Consider the following 15,931-nt stretch of genomic DNA (forward strand, 5'->3'; position numbering starts at 1 on the left):
TCGAAGGCGTCAGATTCAACGACGGCGTCGCACAATCCGACGCCACCCAGAGCCGCGCCGCCTGATCACGCCGCGTCACCCAAATTCCGCCATAGCTCCGTCGGGCTTTTCGAAAGCAGCAAGGAACAAGGCGGCGCAGTCCGGGCATTTGCGCCTCATCCTGATCGACGGAGACGAACTGACCCGTCTGCTGATCCGTTTTGGTGTCGGCGTCCGGGTGGCGAGCGTCGTCGAGATCAAGAAGATCGATCTCGACTATTTCGATGAAAGCGAGCCGGAGTAAAATCTCGCGCTCCATCCGCGCGGTCCGCTGTTCATCGCGTCCCGCTTCGGTTCAGGGCGTCATTTGGTCCATCACCCGCCGCGGCGCTCCAGCGGGCAGAGCCGAATCGTCCGCTGCGTTGCCGTGCGGATCGGCCGGCACCGTGCCGGATCGACCGTGAGGCCATAGGGCAGCAGGCCCGGTGCCGCCCCCGCCACCGGCAGGTTGGTCAGCAGAAACGCCGGCGCCGCGGCGCCGATCAGCCGGCGCACGATGCGCTGTTCCGCCGGCGCGGTCGCCAGCTCCGCGAGATTGACGAACCGGTTCCCCGGTGCGGCCAGATGCAGGGCGACGAAGCCGATCGGCGCCCCGCGCATCAGCACCACCGCGCCCGCCGGCAGCACTGGCAGACGCCCCTGGACAAGATGCTGGCCATAGGCAATCCGCCCCCATTCCATCGGTTCGGTCACCGCGAGGCAGACCAGCAGAATCGCGAGCGTCACCCGCGTCGCAGCGCGCGCCGGCAGCCACTGCCGCAGCGCCGTTGCCACCATGATGCCGGTGCACACCTCCAGCGGCAGCGCATAGCGCAGGATCGAGAATAGCGGCAGCCAGGTCACATACGACACGATCATGAACCACCACAGCGCCCGCGCCGGCGGCGGCAGTGGCGCCGTCCGCCGCCGCAGAGCCCCCACCGTCAGCGTCACCGCGGGGCTGACGGCGGCGAGCCAGGCCAGCGCGAAGCGCGGGTCGCGTAGCCTCATCTCGGTCACGACGAAGCTGCGCCCCTCGATCCAGTAGAACGGATAAGCGATCCATTGGGCTAGCGATCGCGGCAGGAACCGCGTGTCCCGCGGGTCGAGATGCGGGGCGAGCCGCGCGTGGAACAGCCCGGAGAGCAGCGGGAACACCGGATCGTGGAACTGCCGCCACAGCAGCACCCCCCACCAGCCATAGCCGAGCGCGAAAGCCAGTGTCGCCGCCAGCGCAAACCGCCAGGCATTGGCCAGCACCGCGCGCGGCGCCGGCGCCATGATGACAATGGCGCCGGCCAGCGGCACCACGAACATCACCGCCGTCAGCTTCAGCGCAATGGCGAAGCCGCAGAGGCCGCCCGCGATCGCGGTGGCGTGGCGCCACCGCCCGACAATCGCGAGCAGCGCCGGCAGCACCACGCAGCCGGTCAGGATATCGTCGAATGTCGTGCCGATTTCCGAAAGCGTCGTCGCCCCGGTCAGCCCGATCAGCGCTGCGAAGATCGCCCCCCACCGATCCTCGATCAGCGTCGCCGCGAGACGGAACACGATGAAGGCAAGACATCCGAAGGGTAGCCCGGCGCACAGCGCCAGTAGCCGTGGTGCGCGATCGAACAGCGCCGTCCGCGCCAGCAGATAGGGCATGTCCTGCAACGGATTAAGGTAACCCTGGAACCCGGCGGCGAAATAGTCGAGTCCGAGCCGCCCGTGCAGCGCCGCGAACGGCGCGTAAAGGTGATAATTCTGCAAGTCCCAATTGGCATCGGTGCGGTAGGCGAGCGAGAGCAGCGCGCCGATGACGAGGCAGAAAACGAGTTCGGCGATCCAGTGCGGCGCAACCCCGCGCACAGCGCCCAAGCGGCCGGGCCGCGGTCCTGTCTTGGGCGTTGTCGAATTTCCATGCATGATGTCGTCATACATGAGAGGTTGTCGCCGATCCATATCCGCGTGCGACGCGTCGCGTCCTCCGCCGCGCGACAGCGCAGGATAATATTCCTAGGCTTTTATCCCCAATCGCCGATCCGCGCCGCCCGTGCCTGGTGGGCGACGAAGCCGGCCCACAGGCCGAAGGGGATCAGCGGCGCGAACACCACCACGGGCTTCCACCCCGTCGGCGCGCCGAGAAACCAGATGACGACGAGCCCGCCGAATGCCGCAAACCCCCAATAGACGATGGCGATCAGTCGCGGATCGACCCCGGCGCGATGCGCCACCTGATAGAGATGCCCGCGATGCGCGCGCGCCAGGTTTTTCCCCGCCAGCGCCCGCCGCGCCAGGGTGAACGCAACGTCGAGCAACACGCCCGAGAGCAGCAGCGGCACCACCAGGAACGAGAGCTGCATGTCCTGGTAATGCGTCGCCGCAATCCCGAGCACGGCCAGCATGAAGCCGCAGAACTGGCTGCCGACATCGCCCATGAAAATCCGCGCGCGTGGCCAGTTGAACGGCATGAACCCGGCCACCCCGCCGGCCAGCAGCAGCGCCGTGGTATAGACGAAGAAACCGCCATGCAGCCCGGCAATGCCGGCGAGAAACAGGCAGGTCACCAGCGTGGTGCCCGCCGCGAGCCCGTCCAGCCCGTCGATGAAGTTCATCGCATTGGTGACGAACAGGATCCAGCCGAGCGAGAGCACCGGCCCCGCAGCGCCGAGCGCGACCCCGCCGACCAGCGGCAGGTCGAACCGCACCGCCGAAATCCCCGATCCCACCGCGACCAGCGCGGCGGCGAGCTGGGCGCCGAGCTTCACCGCGAAGGGAAAATCCCGCAAATCGTCGAGCAGCGACACCGCCGCGATCAGCACGGCCGCCGCGATCACCCCGAGAAACACCGGTGCGGCCAGCCGCGACACATGCCCATAGCGATAGAGCAGCACGATGCCGAGCAGAAACGCGCTGACGATGCCGACCCCGCCAGCCTTCGGCATCACCTGCGTATGGGCCTTGCGCGCGTCCGGCCGGTCCGGCACGCCGATGGCGATCATCAGCCGCACGACGAAGCCGGAAAATAGCGCCAGCCCGGCGAACAGCGCCAGATGTCGCGGCAAGGCCAGCGAGGCGATGCCGGAATGGGGAAAATATGAGACCGTGTTCATGCGGCGTTATCCATGAACGAAGTTCGGCGCCGCATCAATCTGGCCGTTCATCTGCCCTCCGCAGCCATGGCAAGCCGGCCCTGAGGCGCCCTTGGTGCCGCCGCGCGCCTGCTTTATGGCGGGTGAAGCGGTTGGTTCGCTGGGAGCAGACATGCGGCAGTTCGACGTGATCATTCTGGGCGCCGGCGCCGCCGGGCTGATGGCCGCGATCGCCGCCGGCCGGCGCGGCCGCCGTGTGCTGGTGCTCGACCATGCGCCCGAACCCGGCCGCAAGATTCTGATCTCCGGCGGCGGGCGGTGCAATTTCACCAACATCCACACGGCGCCGGACCGCTTCTTCTCGGAAAACCGCCGCTTCTGCGCCTCGGCGCTGGCCGGGTTCCGGCCACGGGATTTTCTCGCCATGGTCGAGGCGCACCGCATCGCCTGGCATGAAAAGACGCTCGGCCAGCTGTTCTGCGATGGCTCGGCCCGCGCCATCGTCGACATGCTGCTCGCCGAATGCGCCGCCGCCGGCGTGGAGATCCGCACCCATTGCACCATCAGCGAGATCGGCGGCGCGCCGGATTTCCGCCTCGCCACCTCGGCCGGTCCCGTCGCTGCCGGATCGCTGATCCTCGCCACTGGCGGCCTGTCGATCCCGAAACTCGGCGCCACCGGCTTCGCCCATGATCTCGCCGCCCGCTTCGGCCTGCGCATCGTGGCGCCGCGTCCGGCGCTGGTGCCCTTCGTGCTGGAGGGCGAGGAGCGCGCCCGCGCCACTCCGCTCGCCGGCGTCTCGCAGCCGGTGGTGGCCACCTGCGGCCGCGCCCGCTTCCGCGAGGCAATGCTGTTCACCCATCGCGGCCTGTCCGGCCCCGCCATCCTCCAGGTCTCCACCGCCTGGCGCGCCGGCCTGACCATCGGCATCGACCTGCTGCCCGACGAAAGCCCGGATTTCCTGCTCCGCCGCAAGCGCGAGGCTCCGAAATCCGGGCTGCGCACGCTGCTCGGCGGGGTGATGCCGCAGCGCATGGCGGACGCGTTCCTGCCCCCGACGCTGCCACCCGGCCCGATCGCCGCGATCGCCGACCGCGCCCTGCTCGACCTCGCCGCCCGGCTCAAATCCTGGACCATCCTGCCAGCCGGCACCGAGGGCTACGCCAAGGCCGAAGTCACCGCCGGCGGGGTGGATACGGCGGATCTGTCGCAGCGCACCCTGGCGGCGACCGGCGTGCCCGGCCTGTTCGTGGTGGGCGAGGCGGTGGATGTCACCGGCTGGCTGGGGGGCTACAATTTCCAGTGGGCCTGGGCCAGCGGCTGGGCCGCCGGCAGCGCGGCCTGACTGGCCCGGCTTGACTGGACCGGCTTGACTGGGGCGGTCTGACTGGTGCGGCCTGACTGGCGCGGTCCGGCCGGCGTCGCTCAGGCCGTTGCCCGCGCTGTCCCGCCAAAGATCGGCGCATTGCCCGCGCCGGTGATCGCCGCGCGGCCCAACTCGGGCGAAGTCTTGCCGGCGGCATCGGCCTTCGGCGCCGCCCTGGCTGCCACGCCGGCGCCCGCCACGCTGGTCTCCGCCACGCTGGTCTCCGTCACGTCGGCAGGGCGCGGCGCGGGTTTGCGGGCGGGGGTGTGGGTGGCGGCGAAGCTGCGCAGATCGGCGGCCACGCGGTCGAGCACCGAGGCCCAATCTCCCTGGGTCGTCTGGCGATAGATCCGCATGCTCGGATACCAGGGCGAGTCCGCGCGATCCTGCATCCAGCGCCAGCACCCGTCGCGGCGCGACAGCATCCAGACCGGGGTTCCCAGCGCGCCGGCAAGGTGCGCCACCGAGGTATCCACCGTAATCACGAGGTCGAGCTGCTCGACCAGCGCCGCGGTATCCGCGAAATCCGTGACCTCGCCCATGAGATCGACCGCCTCCAGCGCCGCCGGCAGCCCGGTGCGGTCCTTTTGCAGGTTGTAGAACCGGACCGGCCCGATGCCGGCGAGGCGGGTGAGCTGCGTGGGATCGCCGATCGAGCGGCGCCGGTCGATCACCTCGCAATCGATGTCATCGGGCCGCGAGCCGCCGGCCCAGACGAGGCCGACGCGTAGCTTCGGCTCGTCCCCGACCCGCGCCGCCCAGTCCGCCCGCAGCGCGTCCGGCGGGGCGAGATATGGGATGCTCGCCGGTATCGTCTCGATGGTGGTGCCGAACAGCCAGGGCAGGCTCATCAGCAGGGCGTGCATGTCGGCTCGCGGGGGGGCGTCGCCGCGCGTGACCACCTCTGCGACACTCTCGACACTGCGGGCCAGGCGCGCGAGTTCCGGCGGCACGTCGAGCACCACCTCGGCGCCGCGCGCGGCCACCAGTGGCGCATAGCGGATGAATTGCAGCGTATCGCCCAGCCCCTGTTCGGCGACGAGCAGGACACGGCGGCCGGCCAGATCCTCGCCGCGCCACGCAGGCCCGGCCTCGGCGGCAACCGGCTGGCGCCCGCGCCATTCATGCTCGGCCCAGCCGCGCCGGAAATCGCCCGCCGCCAGCAGGGTGAGGGAGAGATTGTAGCGCCAGGTCGGGTTGCTCGGCTCCAGCCGGTAGCAGCGCTCATGCATGACCAGCGCCGCGCCGACCTCGCCGAGGCAATGCAGCGCGTTGGCGAGATTGTTCAGCACGCCGCCATGCAGCGGGCTGCGCGCCAGCGCCTCGCCATAGACCCGCGCCGCCTCGTTGAATTCGCCGAGATCGAAATGCTTGCCGCCGAGGCAGATCAGCGCATCGATGTTGTCCGGCATTTGCGCGACGCCTTCGAGCGCCATCGCCTTGGCCTGCTCGAACAGGCCAAGCTGCCGCAGCGCCTCGGCCATGCCGCAATAGGCGAGGCCGAGCCGCGGTGCCACCCGCACGCAGGCGAGATAGGCCTCGATCGCCTCTTTCGGCCGGCCTGACATTTGCAGCGCATTGGCGCGGTTGAGCAACACCTCCGGCTGGCCCGGCGCGTGTTCGAGGCAGGCGGTGAAGAGGGCGGCGGCCTCCTCGTGACGCCCGGCGGCAACGGCTTGATTGCCGCCCTCGAACAATTGTCTGGCGTGTGCATCCATCGGCGGGGGACCCTCTTGGTCGTCGAGCCCCGAACCTCGCATGAAAAGCTTAACGCGGCGTTTCCGGCGCGACCTCCGCCTGCTTGATCCAGCCGGATTCGCCCTGCTGCCAGTAGGTCAGCGCGTGGCCTTCGGCGCGCGCCGCCTTCCAGCGCGCCCGCGCCGCCGCAACCGCGTCCGGATCGTTGCCGTCGAACAGGTCGAATACCCGCTCGAACCGGTCCAGCGCCGCCGTGGCCCCGTCCACCAGGAACAGGAACCGCGCGCCGTTCGGCACATCCTCCCCGGTGGTGAGCCAGATCGGCTGGTGGGCGCCATGACCCATCGCGGCGGTGCCGTGGGGCAGCCAGTCCACCCCCGGCGCGCGCCAGAGGGCGGCGTCCAGCGCCTCGATCCGGGCGGGGTCGGTGCCGCGCACCACCGCCCGCGCGCCGGCGGCGAGGGTGCGGGCGAGCAGGGCGGGCAGGGCGGCTTCCAGCCCGGTGCGCGTCAGGTGGTAGAAGCCGACCTGGGCCATTATCTCATTCGATGACGATGCGCGGCCCGCGCGCCGGCCCGGCGCCGTCGAGCCCGGCCGCCACCGCCGTGGCTACCGCGGCGAAGGCGCGCCCGGCCTCGCTCTCCGGCGCGCTGGCGACGATCGGCGTGCCAGCATCCGAGGTCTCGCGGATCGGCGCCAGAAGCGGCACCGCGCCGAGGAACGGCACGCCGAGCCGCCCCGCTTCGGCCTCGGCGCCGCCATGGCCGAAAATATCGGTCCGCGTGCCGCAATTCGGGCAGCAGAAGAAGCTCATGTTCTCGACCACGCCGAGGATCGGCACGCGCACCTGGCGGAACATCGAGATGCCGCGCCGCGCATCGAGCAGCGAAATGTCCTGCGGGGTGGAGACGATCACCGCGCCGGCGAGCTTCAGCCGCTGGGCGAGGGTGAGCTGCACGTCGCCAGTGCCGGGCGGCAGGTCGAGCACCATCACATCCAGCTCGGGCCAGGCGACCTGCGTCATCAGCTGGGTCAGCGCGTTGAGCACCATCGGCCCGCGCCAGACCATCGCGGTTTCCTCCTCGACGACATGGCCGATCGAGATCGCCTTCAGCCCCCAGGCCTCGATGGGCACGAGCTTGTTGCCCGCCATCTCGGGTTTGCCCTTCGTGCCGAGCATGCGCGGCAGCGAGGGGCCGTAGATGTCGGCATCGAGCAGGCCGACGCGCTTGCCCTGCCGCGCCAGGGCGACAGCGAGATTGACCGCGACGGTCGATTTCCCGACCCCGCCCTTGCCGGAGGCGACCGCGACGATCGAGCCCACCTGGCCGAGCAGTGTGCCCGGCTCCTGCGCCTGGGCTTGGGCCTGGGCCTGGGCCTGGGCCTGGGCCTGTGGCTGCGGGGCGGCGGCGCGTGGGGCGGTGAACATCACCGTCGCGTTGCGCACCCCCGGCATCGCGGCGAGATCGGCCTCCAGCGCCCGGCGCATCGGCTCCTGCCGCGCGGCATCCGCCTTCGCCACCATCAGTGCCACCTGCACCAGCCCCTCGCGGGTGGCGACGCTGTCCACCATGCCGGCGGGAATGCCCGCGCCCTCCGCGGTCCGGAAGGCGCCGATGCGCGCGCGCACCGCAGTTTCGTCTATCGCAGCCATGATCTGTCCTTGTCTGCCTCTGGGTCAGCCTGTGGTCGGGTTTACGCCACGCCGGTTTACGCCACGCTGGTTTACGCCACGCCGGCGCGTTGGGAAATCTGGCCGCGCAGCAGCGCCGGATCGCTCACCGGCAGCGAGCAGGCCTGGGCGCGGCAGACGAAGGCGGCGGGTTCGGCGGCAATCTTGCCATGCGCCGGGTGGCCGTCCGGCAACGATGCGGCATTGCCCACCGGCAGCACCACCACCGCCGGGTCGAAATGGGCGAGGGCGGCGCGGTGGAGTGCGGCGAAACGCGGATCGGCGGCATCGCCGACGATGACGACGCTCGCCCCCTCCTCCAGCAGCGCCGCGGCACCGAGCAGGGTGGGGAAGGCGGACAGGGCCCGCCGCTCGCCGGTATGCGCGCCGATCAGCGCCGCCGCCGCATCGCGATGCGCGGCGCTGCCGGTCAGATGATGCAGGATCGCCAGCCCCTCGGCGAACAGGCCGGCGCCGGAGGGGGTCGCATTGTCGAACGAGGCGCGCGGACGAAGGCCGCCGGGCAGGTCGGCCGCGTCCGCAGCCGTGAGGTAGAGCCCGCCCTGGCCGTCGCCGTAGGCGGCCAGTGTCACCGTGGCGATCCGTTCCGCCTGGTCGAGATAGGTGGCGCGCCCGGTTGCCTGGTAGAGGGCGATTGTGGCGCGCAGCATCGCCGCCTGGTCGTCGAGCAGGCCGGCGGCCGCGATCTTGCCCCGGCGGAGCGCATGGTCGAACCGGCCGTCCTCGCGGCCGAGCAGGGCGGTGACGGCGCCGTGCGCCGCGACGGCGAGATCGAGCCAGTCGTGCCGGGCGAAGACCGCGCTCGCCCGCGCCAGTGCCGTGATGGCCAGCCCATTCCAGTCGGCCAGGATCTTGTCGTCCCAGCCGGGCCGCACCCTGCCTTCGCGGGCGGCGAAGAGGCGGGCGCGCAGGGCGGCGAGGCGCGCCTCGGTCTCGGGGTGTTCGGGGTGGGTCGCGCGGGTGAGGATCAGCTTGCCCTCCCAGTTGCCGGCGGCGGGGCAGGGGTAATGATCCTCGAACAGCGCCATGTCCGGCCCCAGCACGGCGGCGATCTCGTCGCGCGTCCAGACATAGAACTTGCCTTCCTCGCCCTCGGAATCCGCGTCTTCCGAGGCTGCGAAGGCGAGCGTGCCATCCGGCGCGGGGTCGTGCCGCGCCCGCATGTCCCGCCGCAGCCACTCGACCAGCTCATCGGCGCGGGCGGCCAGCAGCAGGTCCGGCTCGGCGGCATGGGCGAGGGCGAGCAGGTCGAGCAGCTGCGCGTTGTCGTAGAGCATCTTCTCGAAATGCGGCACCAGCCAGCTCGCATCGGTGGCGTAACGGGCGAAGCCGCCGCCGAGATGGTCGCAGATGCCGCCCTGCGCCATCCGCGCGAGCATCAGGGCGACGACCGCGCCCGCCTCGTGCCGGCCGGTGCGGGCATATTCGCTCCAGAGGAAGCGGAAGATTGGCGCGTTGGGGAATTTCGGCGCGCCGCGCAGCCCGCCTTCCTCCCAGTCCATCATGCCGAGGAACCGCTCGGTCACCGCCGTGAGGTCGCCGGGGGCGATCGGCGCGCCGGGCTTCAGCTCGGCGTGGGCGGCGATGCGCTTGAGCAGGGATGCGCCGCTGCGGGCGAATTTCTCCCCATCCTTGGTCCAGGCATCCGCGACCATTTCCAGCACCTGGCGGAAGGAGGGCCGGCCCCAGCGCGGCTCGGGCGGGAAATAGGTGCCGCCGAAGACCGGCGCGCCATCCGGCGTCATGATCACGGTGAGTGGCCAGCCGCCCTGCTCGCCCATCGCCTGCACCGCCGCCATGTAGATGACATCGATATCCGGCCGTTCCTCGCGATCGACCTTGATGTTGACGTAAAGCCGGTTCATCAGCGCCGCCGTCGCCGGATCCTCGAAGCTCTCATGCGCCATCACGTGGCACCAGTGGCAGGCGGCATAGCCGATCGAGAGCAGGATCAGCCGGTTCGCCGCCCGTGCTGCCGTAAGCGTCGCGTCCGACCACATCTGCCAGTGCACCGGATTGTCGGCGTGCTGGAGCAGATAGGGCGAGGTGGCGTCGGCGAGGGTGTTGCGGTCGAGCGTGCTGGACATGGAGCTGCGGACTTTCTGAAGCGGTTCTGCTCCGGTAGATAGCAGTCCGGCGCCCGAACGCGAGGGCTCTTCCCGAGATTGATATGAAAGCTGAACGACATGAATGATGTTCCGGCACAGCCTCCCTATTTCGCCCATCACGTCTTTGTCTGCGGCAATCACCGGCCGGAGGGACATCCGCGCGGCTCCTGCGGCGGCAAGGGATCGGAGAAACTGCGCGATTACATGAAGGCGCGGGCGAAGGAACTCGGGCTGCAAGGCGTGCGCATCAACGCCGCCGGCTGTCTCGACCGCTGCGAGCACGGGCCGACAATGGTGATCTACCCGGCGGGACGCTGGTATCGCGTGCCGGACCGCGATGCGGTGGACCGCATCCTGATCGAGGATGTGCAGGGTGGCCGACCGGTCGCCGAGCTGATGCTGCCGGCCGAGGTCGCGCCGGCAAAATGAGTCTCGCTCCGCCCGACGTGATCTTCGCGCCGGCGAGCGGCGTCGGCGGCGCCATCTCGCTCCTCCGCCTCAGCGGGGCGGGGGTGGCGCGGGTGATCGGGGCGCTGGCCGGCAGCCTGCCGGCGCCGCGCCACGCGAGCCTGCGGAGTTTCCGCGATGCGCGGCGCGGGATCATCGACCGGGGGCTGCTGCTGTGGTTTCCCGGCCCGGCCAGCGTGACCGGCGAGGATTATGCCGAATTCCACCTGCATGGCGGGCGGGCGGTGCGCGCGGCGATCACCGCCGCCCTGCTCGACCTCGGCGCGCGGCCGGCGGAACCGGGCGAGTTCTCCCGCCGCGCCTTCCTCAACGGCCGGCTCGACCTGCTGGAGGCCGAGGGCATTGCCGACCTGATCGACGCCGAGACCGAGGCGCAGCGGCAACTCGCGCTCGACCTTGCCGGCGGGGCGATGAGCCGCGCGGTTGCCGCCTGGCGGGAGGCGCTGATCGGGCTGATGGCGCAGCTCGCCGCCCTGATCGACTTCGCCGATGAAGACCTGCCCCCGGCGGTGGAAGCCGGGATGCTGGCCGCGATGGCGCGGCTGCGCGACGAGATCGCGGTGGCCATCGGCGCCGGGCTTGCGGCGGAACGGCTGCGCGAGGGGGTGGAGATCGTCGTGCTCGGCGCGCCGAATGCCGGCAAATCCACCCTGGTCAACGCGCTGGCCGGCGAGGAGGTCGCGATCGTCTCCGACATTCCGGGGACGACGCGCGATGCGATCGGCGTGCGGCTCGACCTTGGCGGGGTTCCGGTCCGGCTGGTGGACACGGCGGGGCTGCGATGGTCGGACGATGCGATCGAGGCGGAGGGCGTGCGCCGCGCCGAGGCTCATGCGCGCCGGGCGGATCTTTTGCTGCTCTGCGGTGCCGCGCCCGATTTCGCACTCCCCGACGCGCCCGCAGGTGTGCCGGCGCTACGGATTGCGACGAAGGCGGATCTGGCCGGCGCGGTGCCGGAGGGGATGCTGGCGGTGAGTGCCCGGACGGGCGCGGGGCTGGCGGAATTGCTGGTCGCGTTGCGCGCGCGGGTGGAGGCGCTGGTCGAGCGCGGCGCCGGGCCGGCGCTGCCGCGGCCGCGGCAGATCGCCTGCCTGCGCGATGTCGCGGCGGCGCTGGACCGGGCGCTTGCCATCGACGTGCCGGAATTGCGGGCCGAGGAGATGCAGGCGGCGGCGGCGGCGCTGGCCCGGCTGACCGGGACGATCGGCGTCGAGGACGTGCTCGACCAGGTATTTTCCAGCTTCTGCATCGGCAAATAGCCTTCCCCTCGGCAAATGGTGCTATAGGCCCGCGCATGACGAGCTTGCGCGAGATGTTCGATGTTGTGGTGATCGGCGGTGGCCATGCCGGCACCGAGGCGGCGGCGGCGGCGGCGCGGATGGGGGCGCGGACGCTGCTGCTGACCCACCGGCGAGACCGGATCGGCGAGATGTCGTGCAATCCGGCGATCGGCGGGATCGGCAAGGGGCATCTGGTGCGCGAGATCGACGCGCTGGATGGCATCATGGGCCGGGCCGCGGATGCTGCCTGCATCCATTTCAAGATGCTCAACCGCAGCAAGGGGCCGGCCGTGTGGGGCCCGCGCGCACAGGCCGATCGGGGGCTGTATCGCGCGGCGGTGCAGGCGCTGCTGGCCGCGCAGGATGGATTGACGATCCTCGAAGGCGAGGCGGCCGATCTTGAATTGACGGCGGATGGAGCGCTGGCGGCGGTGATTACCGGCGCGGGCGGGCGCATCGCCTGCCGGGCGGCGGTGCTGACCACGGGCACCTTCCTGCGTGGTGTGTTGCATTTTGGCGAGCGCACGGAGGAAGGCGGGCGGGTTGGCGATGCGGCGTCGAACGCGCTGTCGGCGCGGCTGCGCGGGCTGGGCCTGGCGCTCGGCCGGCTCAAGACCGGCACGCCGGCGCGGCTGGACCGGCGCTCGATCGAATGGGAGGCGCTGCCGGAGGATCGGGGGGAGGCGGAGCCGGCGCCGTTCAGCCTGCTCACCGGGCGGATTACCAACCCGCAAATCTCCTGCCGGATCAGCGAGACGACGCCGCAGACCCATGCGATCATCAACGCCAATTTGCACCGCTCGGCGGTTTATGGCGGGCGGATCGACGGTGCGGGACCGCGCTATTGCCCCTCGATCGAGGACAAGGTGGTGCGCTTCGCCGAGCGGCCCCGGCATCAGGTGTTTCTGGAGCCGGAGGGGCTGGAGGACGAGACGGTTTATCCGAACGGAATTTCGACCAGCCTGCCGGAAGAGGTGCAGGAAGCGTTCATCCGCACCATGCCGGGGCTTTCCGGCGCCGTGTTGCTGCGGCCGGGCTATGCGGTTGAGTATGATTATGTCGATCCGCGCGAGTTGAGCCACGCGCTGGCGCTGAAGAAGGTGCCGGGGCTGTTCCTGGCCGGGCAGATCAATGGCACCACCGGGTATGAGGAGGCGGGCGCGCAGGGGCTGCTGGCCGGCGTGAACGCGGCGCTGGTCGCGGCGGGGCGAGCCGTGGTCTCGGTGCGCCGGCATGAGGGGTATATCGGTGTGCTGGTGGATGATCTGGTGACGCGGGGGGTCAGCGAGCCCTACCGGATGTTCACCTCGCGGGCGGAGCATCGGCTGAGCTTGCGGGCGGACAATGCCGATTTGCGGCTGACCCCGCGCGGGCTGGACTGGGGCTGCATCGGCCCGGCGCGGCGGGCGGCGTTCGCGGCACTTGAGGTCGAGGTTGCGGCGGTGCGCGCGGGCAGCGCGGGCGGCGCGCGGGCGGCGGCGATCGTTGCGGCGGACCGGCTTTATGAAGGGTATCTGGCGCGGCAGGAGAGCGAGATTCGCGCGCGGGCGAAGGATGATGCGGTGCTGATCCCGCCGGATTTCGACTATGGCGTTGTTGGCGGCCTGTCCGCCGAAATCCTTGCCCGGCTCGAGCGGGTGCGCCCGGAAACGCTCGGTGTGGCCGGCCGGCTCGAGGGTATGACCCCGGCGGCGCTGGGGGCGTTGTTCGCCGCCCTGCGCCGGCCGCGCGCGGTCGCGGCATGAGCGTCGCGGCGGCGGATCGCGCGGGGGAAAATGTTTCACGTGAAACATTGGCGCGGATCGAGGCTATTGTTTCACGTGAAACATTGGTCCGACTTGAGGCCTATTCCGCGCTGATCCTGCGCTGGACGGCGCGGATCAACCTCGTCTCCCGCAAGGATGCCTGCGCCGCGGATATCTGGAACCGGCATATTCTCGATTCGCTCCAGCTGCTGCCGCTGATCCCGCAGGGGGCGTTCCGTGCGGCGGATCTCGGCTCCGGCGGCGGGTTGCCGGGGCTGGTGCTGGCGATCGCCCGGCCGGATATCAGCTTCACCCTGATCGAATCCGACCGGCGCAAGGCGGCGTTTCTGCAAACGGCGATTGCCGAACTCAAGCTCGCGGCCACGGTTTTGCCGGTGCGGATCGAGCAGGTGCGGCTCGATCCGGTTGAGCTGGTGACCGCCCGCGCCCTGGCCCCGCTTCCCGAGTTGCTCGGCTATGCCGCGCCGTTACTCGCGCCGGGCGGGAAATGCGTGCTTCTCAAGGGGCGTTCGGCGATGGCCGAATTGACCGCGGCGTGCGAGAACTGGCACATGAACGCTGAACACGTCCCGAGTCTGACCGATCCCGGGGCCATGATTTTCCGCATCAGCGAGTTACGCCGTGCAACCTAAGATCATCGCAATCGCGAACCAGAAAGGCGGCGTGGGCAAGACCACCACCGCCATCAACCTCGCGACGGCGCTGGCCGCGACCGGCGAGCGTGTGTTGCTGATCGACCTCGATCCGCAGGGCAATGCGAGCACCGGCTTCGGCATCGCCACCGGCGAGCGGGGCATCGGCAGCTACGCGCTGATGACCGGCGAAGCCCCGGCCGCGACCCTGGTGCTGCCGACCGAGGTGCCGGGCCTGCTGATCATTCCCGCGACCGAGGATCTGATCGGCGCCGATATCGAGTTTTCCGGCGCCGAGGCGCGCGAGCGGCTGGTGCAGCGGGCGCTGGCCGAGCCAGGGCTGGCCGGGCAGTTCGGCTATGTGTTCATCGACTGCCCGCCCGGCCTCGGCCTGCTGACGCTGAACGCGCTGGTGGCGGCCTCTTCGGTGCTGATCCCGCTGCAATGCGAGTTTTTCGCGCTGGAGGGGATCAGTCAGCTGATGCGGACAATCGATCTGGTGCGTCATTCGCTCAATCCGGGCCTGGCGCTTGAAGGGGTGGTGCTGACCATGTTCGACCGACGGAACAATCTCGCCCAGGCCGTGTCGGACGATGTGCGGGCCTATTTCGGCGCCCGGGTATTCGGCACCGCGATTCCGCGCAACATCCGCATCACCGAATCGCCGAGCCACGGCAAGCCGGTGCTGCTCTATGATTTCCGCTCGATCGGCGCACAGGCCTATGTGTCGCTCGCGGCGGAATTCCTGCAGCGTCAGGCCGTGGCGGAGGCAAGCCTGTGAGCGGGCGGGATATGCCGCGCCGGCTCGGCAAGGGGCTGGCGGAGCTGCTCGGGCCCGGCACCGTGGCGGCGGCCGGACAGGCCGTCAGCGGCGAGGGCGTGCGGCATCTGCCGGTCGCATCGCTGCATCCGGGCCCGTTCCAGCCCCGCCGGGCGATGGACGAAGCGGCGCTCGAGGAACTGGCGGAATCGCTCAGGACGCAGGGCGTGCTGCAGCCGTTGCTGGTGCGGGCGATGCCGGGGAAGGCCGGGCAATATGAGATCATCGGCGGCGAGCGGCGCTGGCGCGCGGCGCAGCGTGCCGGCCTGCACGAGGTGCCGGTGCTGGTCCGCGCCCTGACCGACAGCGAGGCGATGGCGGCGGGGCTGGTGGAGAACCTCCAGCGGCTGGATCTCGACCCGATCGAGGAGGCGGAGGGCTATCGCCGCCTGGTCGAGGAATTCGGGCTGATCCAGGAGGATCTGGCGCGGGCGGTCGCCAAGTCGCGCCCGCATGTCGCCAACATGATGCGGCTGCTGAACCTGCCGGTGCCGGTGCAGACCGCGCTGCGCAACGGCGAGCTGAGCGCCGGCCATGCCCGCGCCCTGCTCCAGCACCCCGACCCCGAGGCAGCGGCACGGATGATCGCGGCGAAGCGGCTCTCGGTGCGGCAGACCGAGGCGCTGGTTCAGTCGGCACTGGCGCCGAAGCCCGAGCGCGCGCCGCGCGAGCTCCAGGACGACAGCGTGACGCGCAACCTCGAAGTCGAGTTGGCCGGGGCGCTCGGCCTGCGGGTCAAGGTCACGTATGACGGAAAAAGCGGCGCAGTGTCGCTGTTCTACCGCGATCTCGACCAGCTGGACGGCATTCTGCGGCTGCTGCGCGGCGGGAGCGACTAGAGCATTACCCGATCAGATGGACTCATCTGATCGGGTAAAGATGCTCTGTTTGTCTATTTGATAGAGCACTACATCCGATCCAGCAGGATCGGAAAGTGCTCTAGGTTCTGTACCTATTGCCATGACTACGGGGCGTCTGATTCAAGTCTGTTTGGAGGACTTGGAACAT

At 70.2% G+C, this 15,931-nt stretch carries 14 protein-coding genes; 7 read left to right on the top strand and 7 right to left on the bottom strand.

Annotated elements, in window-relative coordinates; translation table 11 throughout:
- The 3 genes from B7Z76_RS14030 to B7Z76_RS14040 form a co-directional block, all read right to left on the bottom strand.
- Positions 1-298 (bottom strand): hypothetical protein (locus tag B7Z76_RS14030; RefSeq protein WP_291344715.1); only part of this gene is annotated, 298 nt, incomplete at its 3' end.
- Between the two features lie 56 nt (positions 299-354).
- On the bottom strand, positions 355-1,878 hold the full coding sequence (locus B7Z76_RS14035) for a hypothetical protein (protein WP_291344716.1): 1,524 nt from the start codon (positions 1,876-1,878) through the stop codon (positions 355-357).
- Positions 1,879-2,024: 146 nt separating this feature from the next.
- Entirely contained in the window at positions 2,025-3,113 is a 1,089-nt protein-coding gene (locus B7Z76_RS14040; RefSeq protein ID WP_174503488.1) for a glycosyltransferase family 4 protein, read from the bottom strand.
- A gap of 151 nt (positions 3,114-3,264) precedes the next feature.
- Here B7Z76_RS14040 and B7Z76_RS14045 point away from each other — a divergent pair, with 151 nt between their 5' ends.
- Positions 3,265-4,437, top strand: coding sequence for an aminoacetone oxidase family FAD-binding enzyme (locus tag B7Z76_RS14045; RefSeq protein WP_291344717.1), 1,173 nt, complete (start codon positions 3,265-3,267; stop codon positions 4,435-4,437).
- An 80-nt stretch (positions 4,438-4,517) separates the two neighbouring features.
- Here the strand turns inward: B7Z76_RS14045 and B7Z76_RS14050 are convergent, their stop codons facing one another.
- From B7Z76_RS14050 to B7Z76_RS14065, 4 genes are all read right to left on the bottom strand, one after another.
- Positions 4,518-6,176, bottom strand: coding sequence for a tetratricopeptide repeat protein (locus tag B7Z76_RS14050; RefSeq protein ID WP_174503486.1), 1,659 nt, complete (start codon positions 6,174-6,176; stop codon positions 4,518-4,520).
- A gap of 49 nt (positions 6,177-6,225) precedes the next feature.
- Positions 6,226-6,693 (bottom strand): DNA polymerase III subunit chi, encoded by a 468-nt coding sequence (locus B7Z76_RS14055; RefSeq protein WP_291344719.1) that lies wholly within the window; start codon positions 6,691-6,693, stop codon positions 6,226-6,228.
- Positions 6,694-6,697: 4 nt separating this feature from the next.
- Entirely contained in the window at positions 6,698-7,810 is a 1,113-nt protein-coding gene (locus tag B7Z76_RS14060) for an Mrp/NBP35 family ATP-binding protein (RefSeq protein WP_291344721.1), read from the bottom strand.
- Positions 7,811-7,881: 71 nt separating this feature from the next.
- Positions 7,882-9,936, bottom strand: coding sequence for a thioredoxin domain-containing protein (locus B7Z76_RS14065; protein ID WP_174503483.1), 2,055 nt, complete (start codon positions 9,934-9,936; stop codon positions 7,882-7,884).
- Positions 9,937-10,035: 99 nt separating this feature from the next.
- Between B7Z76_RS14065 and B7Z76_RS14070 the strand changes: the two genes are divergently transcribed.
- From B7Z76_RS14070 to B7Z76_RS14095, 6 genes are read left to right on the top strand one after another with little or no spacing between them, the layout of a single operon-like run.
- Entirely contained in the window at positions 10,036-10,386 is a 351-nt protein-coding gene (locus tag B7Z76_RS14070) for a ferredoxin (protein WP_174503482.1), read from the top strand.
- Complete coding sequence (gene mnmE, locus B7Z76_RS14075; RefSeq protein WP_291344724.1) at positions 10,383-11,684, top strand: tRNA uridine-5-carboxymethylaminomethyl(34) synthesis GTPase MnmE; 1,302 nt, start codon at positions 10,383-10,385, stop codon at positions 11,682-11,684. The genes B7Z76_RS14070 and mnmE overlap by 4 nt, the downstream gene beginning before the upstream one ends.
- A gap of 35 nt (positions 11,685-11,719) precedes the next feature.
- On the top strand, positions 11,720-13,450 hold the full coding sequence (mnmG, locus tag B7Z76_RS14080) for a tRNA uridine-5-carboxymethylaminomethyl(34) synthesis enzyme MnmG (protein WP_174503480.1): 1,731 nt from the start codon (positions 11,720-11,722) through the stop codon (positions 13,448-13,450).
- On the top strand, positions 13,447-14,103 hold the full coding sequence (gene rsmG / locus B7Z76_RS14085) for a 16S rRNA (guanine(527)-N(7))-methyltransferase RsmG (protein ID WP_291344726.1): 657 nt from the start codon (positions 13,447-13,449) through the stop codon (positions 14,101-14,103). Before mnmG ends, rsmG begins: the two co-directional genes overlap by 4 nt.
- Entirely contained in the window at positions 14,093-14,884 is a 792-nt protein-coding gene (locus B7Z76_RS14090) for a ParA family protein (RefSeq protein ID WP_174503478.1), read from the top strand. Before rsmG ends, B7Z76_RS14090 begins: the two co-directional genes overlap by 11 nt.
- Complete coding sequence (locus tag B7Z76_RS14095) at positions 14,881-15,762, top strand: ParB/RepB/Spo0J family partition protein (protein WP_174503477.1); 882 nt, start codon at positions 14,881-14,883, stop codon at positions 15,760-15,762. The genes B7Z76_RS14090 and B7Z76_RS14095 overlap by 4 nt, the downstream gene beginning before the upstream one ends.
- Positions 15,763-15,931: the final 169 nt, after the last annotated feature.

It is taken from the genome of Acidiphilium sp. 20-67-58, from assembly GCF_002255515.1.
In the GTDB taxonomy this organism is placed as follows: Bacteria; Pseudomonadota; Alphaproteobacteria; order Acetobacterales; family Acetobacteraceae; genus Acidiphilium.

Coding starts and splice junctions, on each gene's coding strand:
- B7Z76_RS14045 (WP_291344717.1), top strand. CDS start 3,265: ATGCGGCAGTTCGACGTGATCATTCTGGGCGCCGGCGCCGCCGGGCTG.
- rsmG (WP_291344726.1), top strand. CDS start 13,447: ATGAGCGTCGCGGCGGCGGATCGCGCGGGGGAAAATGTTTCACGTGAA.
- B7Z76_RS14065 (WP_174503483.1), bottom strand. CDS start 9,936: ATGTCCAGCACGCTCGACCGCAACACCCTCGCCGACGCCACCTCGCCC.
- B7Z76_RS14055 (WP_291344719.1), bottom strand. CDS start 6,693: ATGGCCCAGGTCGGCTTCTACCACCTGACGCGCACCGGGCTGGAAGCC.
- B7Z76_RS14050 (WP_174503486.1), bottom strand. CDS start 6,176: ATGGATGCACACGCCAGACAATTGTTCGAGGGCGGCAATCAAGCCGTT.
- mnmE (WP_291344724.1), top strand. CDS start 10,383: ATGAGTCTCGCTCCGCCCGACGTGATCTTCGCGCCGGCGAGCGGCGTC.
- mnmG (WP_174503480.1), top strand. CDS start 11,720: ATGACGAGCTTGCGCGAGATGTTCGATGTTGTGGTGATCGGCGGTGGC.
- B7Z76_RS14070 (WP_174503482.1), top strand. CDS start 10,036: ATGAATGATGTTCCGGCACAGCCTCCCTATTTCGCCCATCACGTCTTT.
- B7Z76_RS14040 (WP_174503488.1), bottom strand. CDS start 3,113: ATGAACACGGTCTCATATTTTCCCCATTCCGGCATCGCCTCGCTGGCC.
- B7Z76_RS14060 (WP_291344721.1), bottom strand. CDS start 7,810: ATGGCTGCGATAGACGAAACTGCGGTGCGCGCGCGCATCGGCGCCTTC.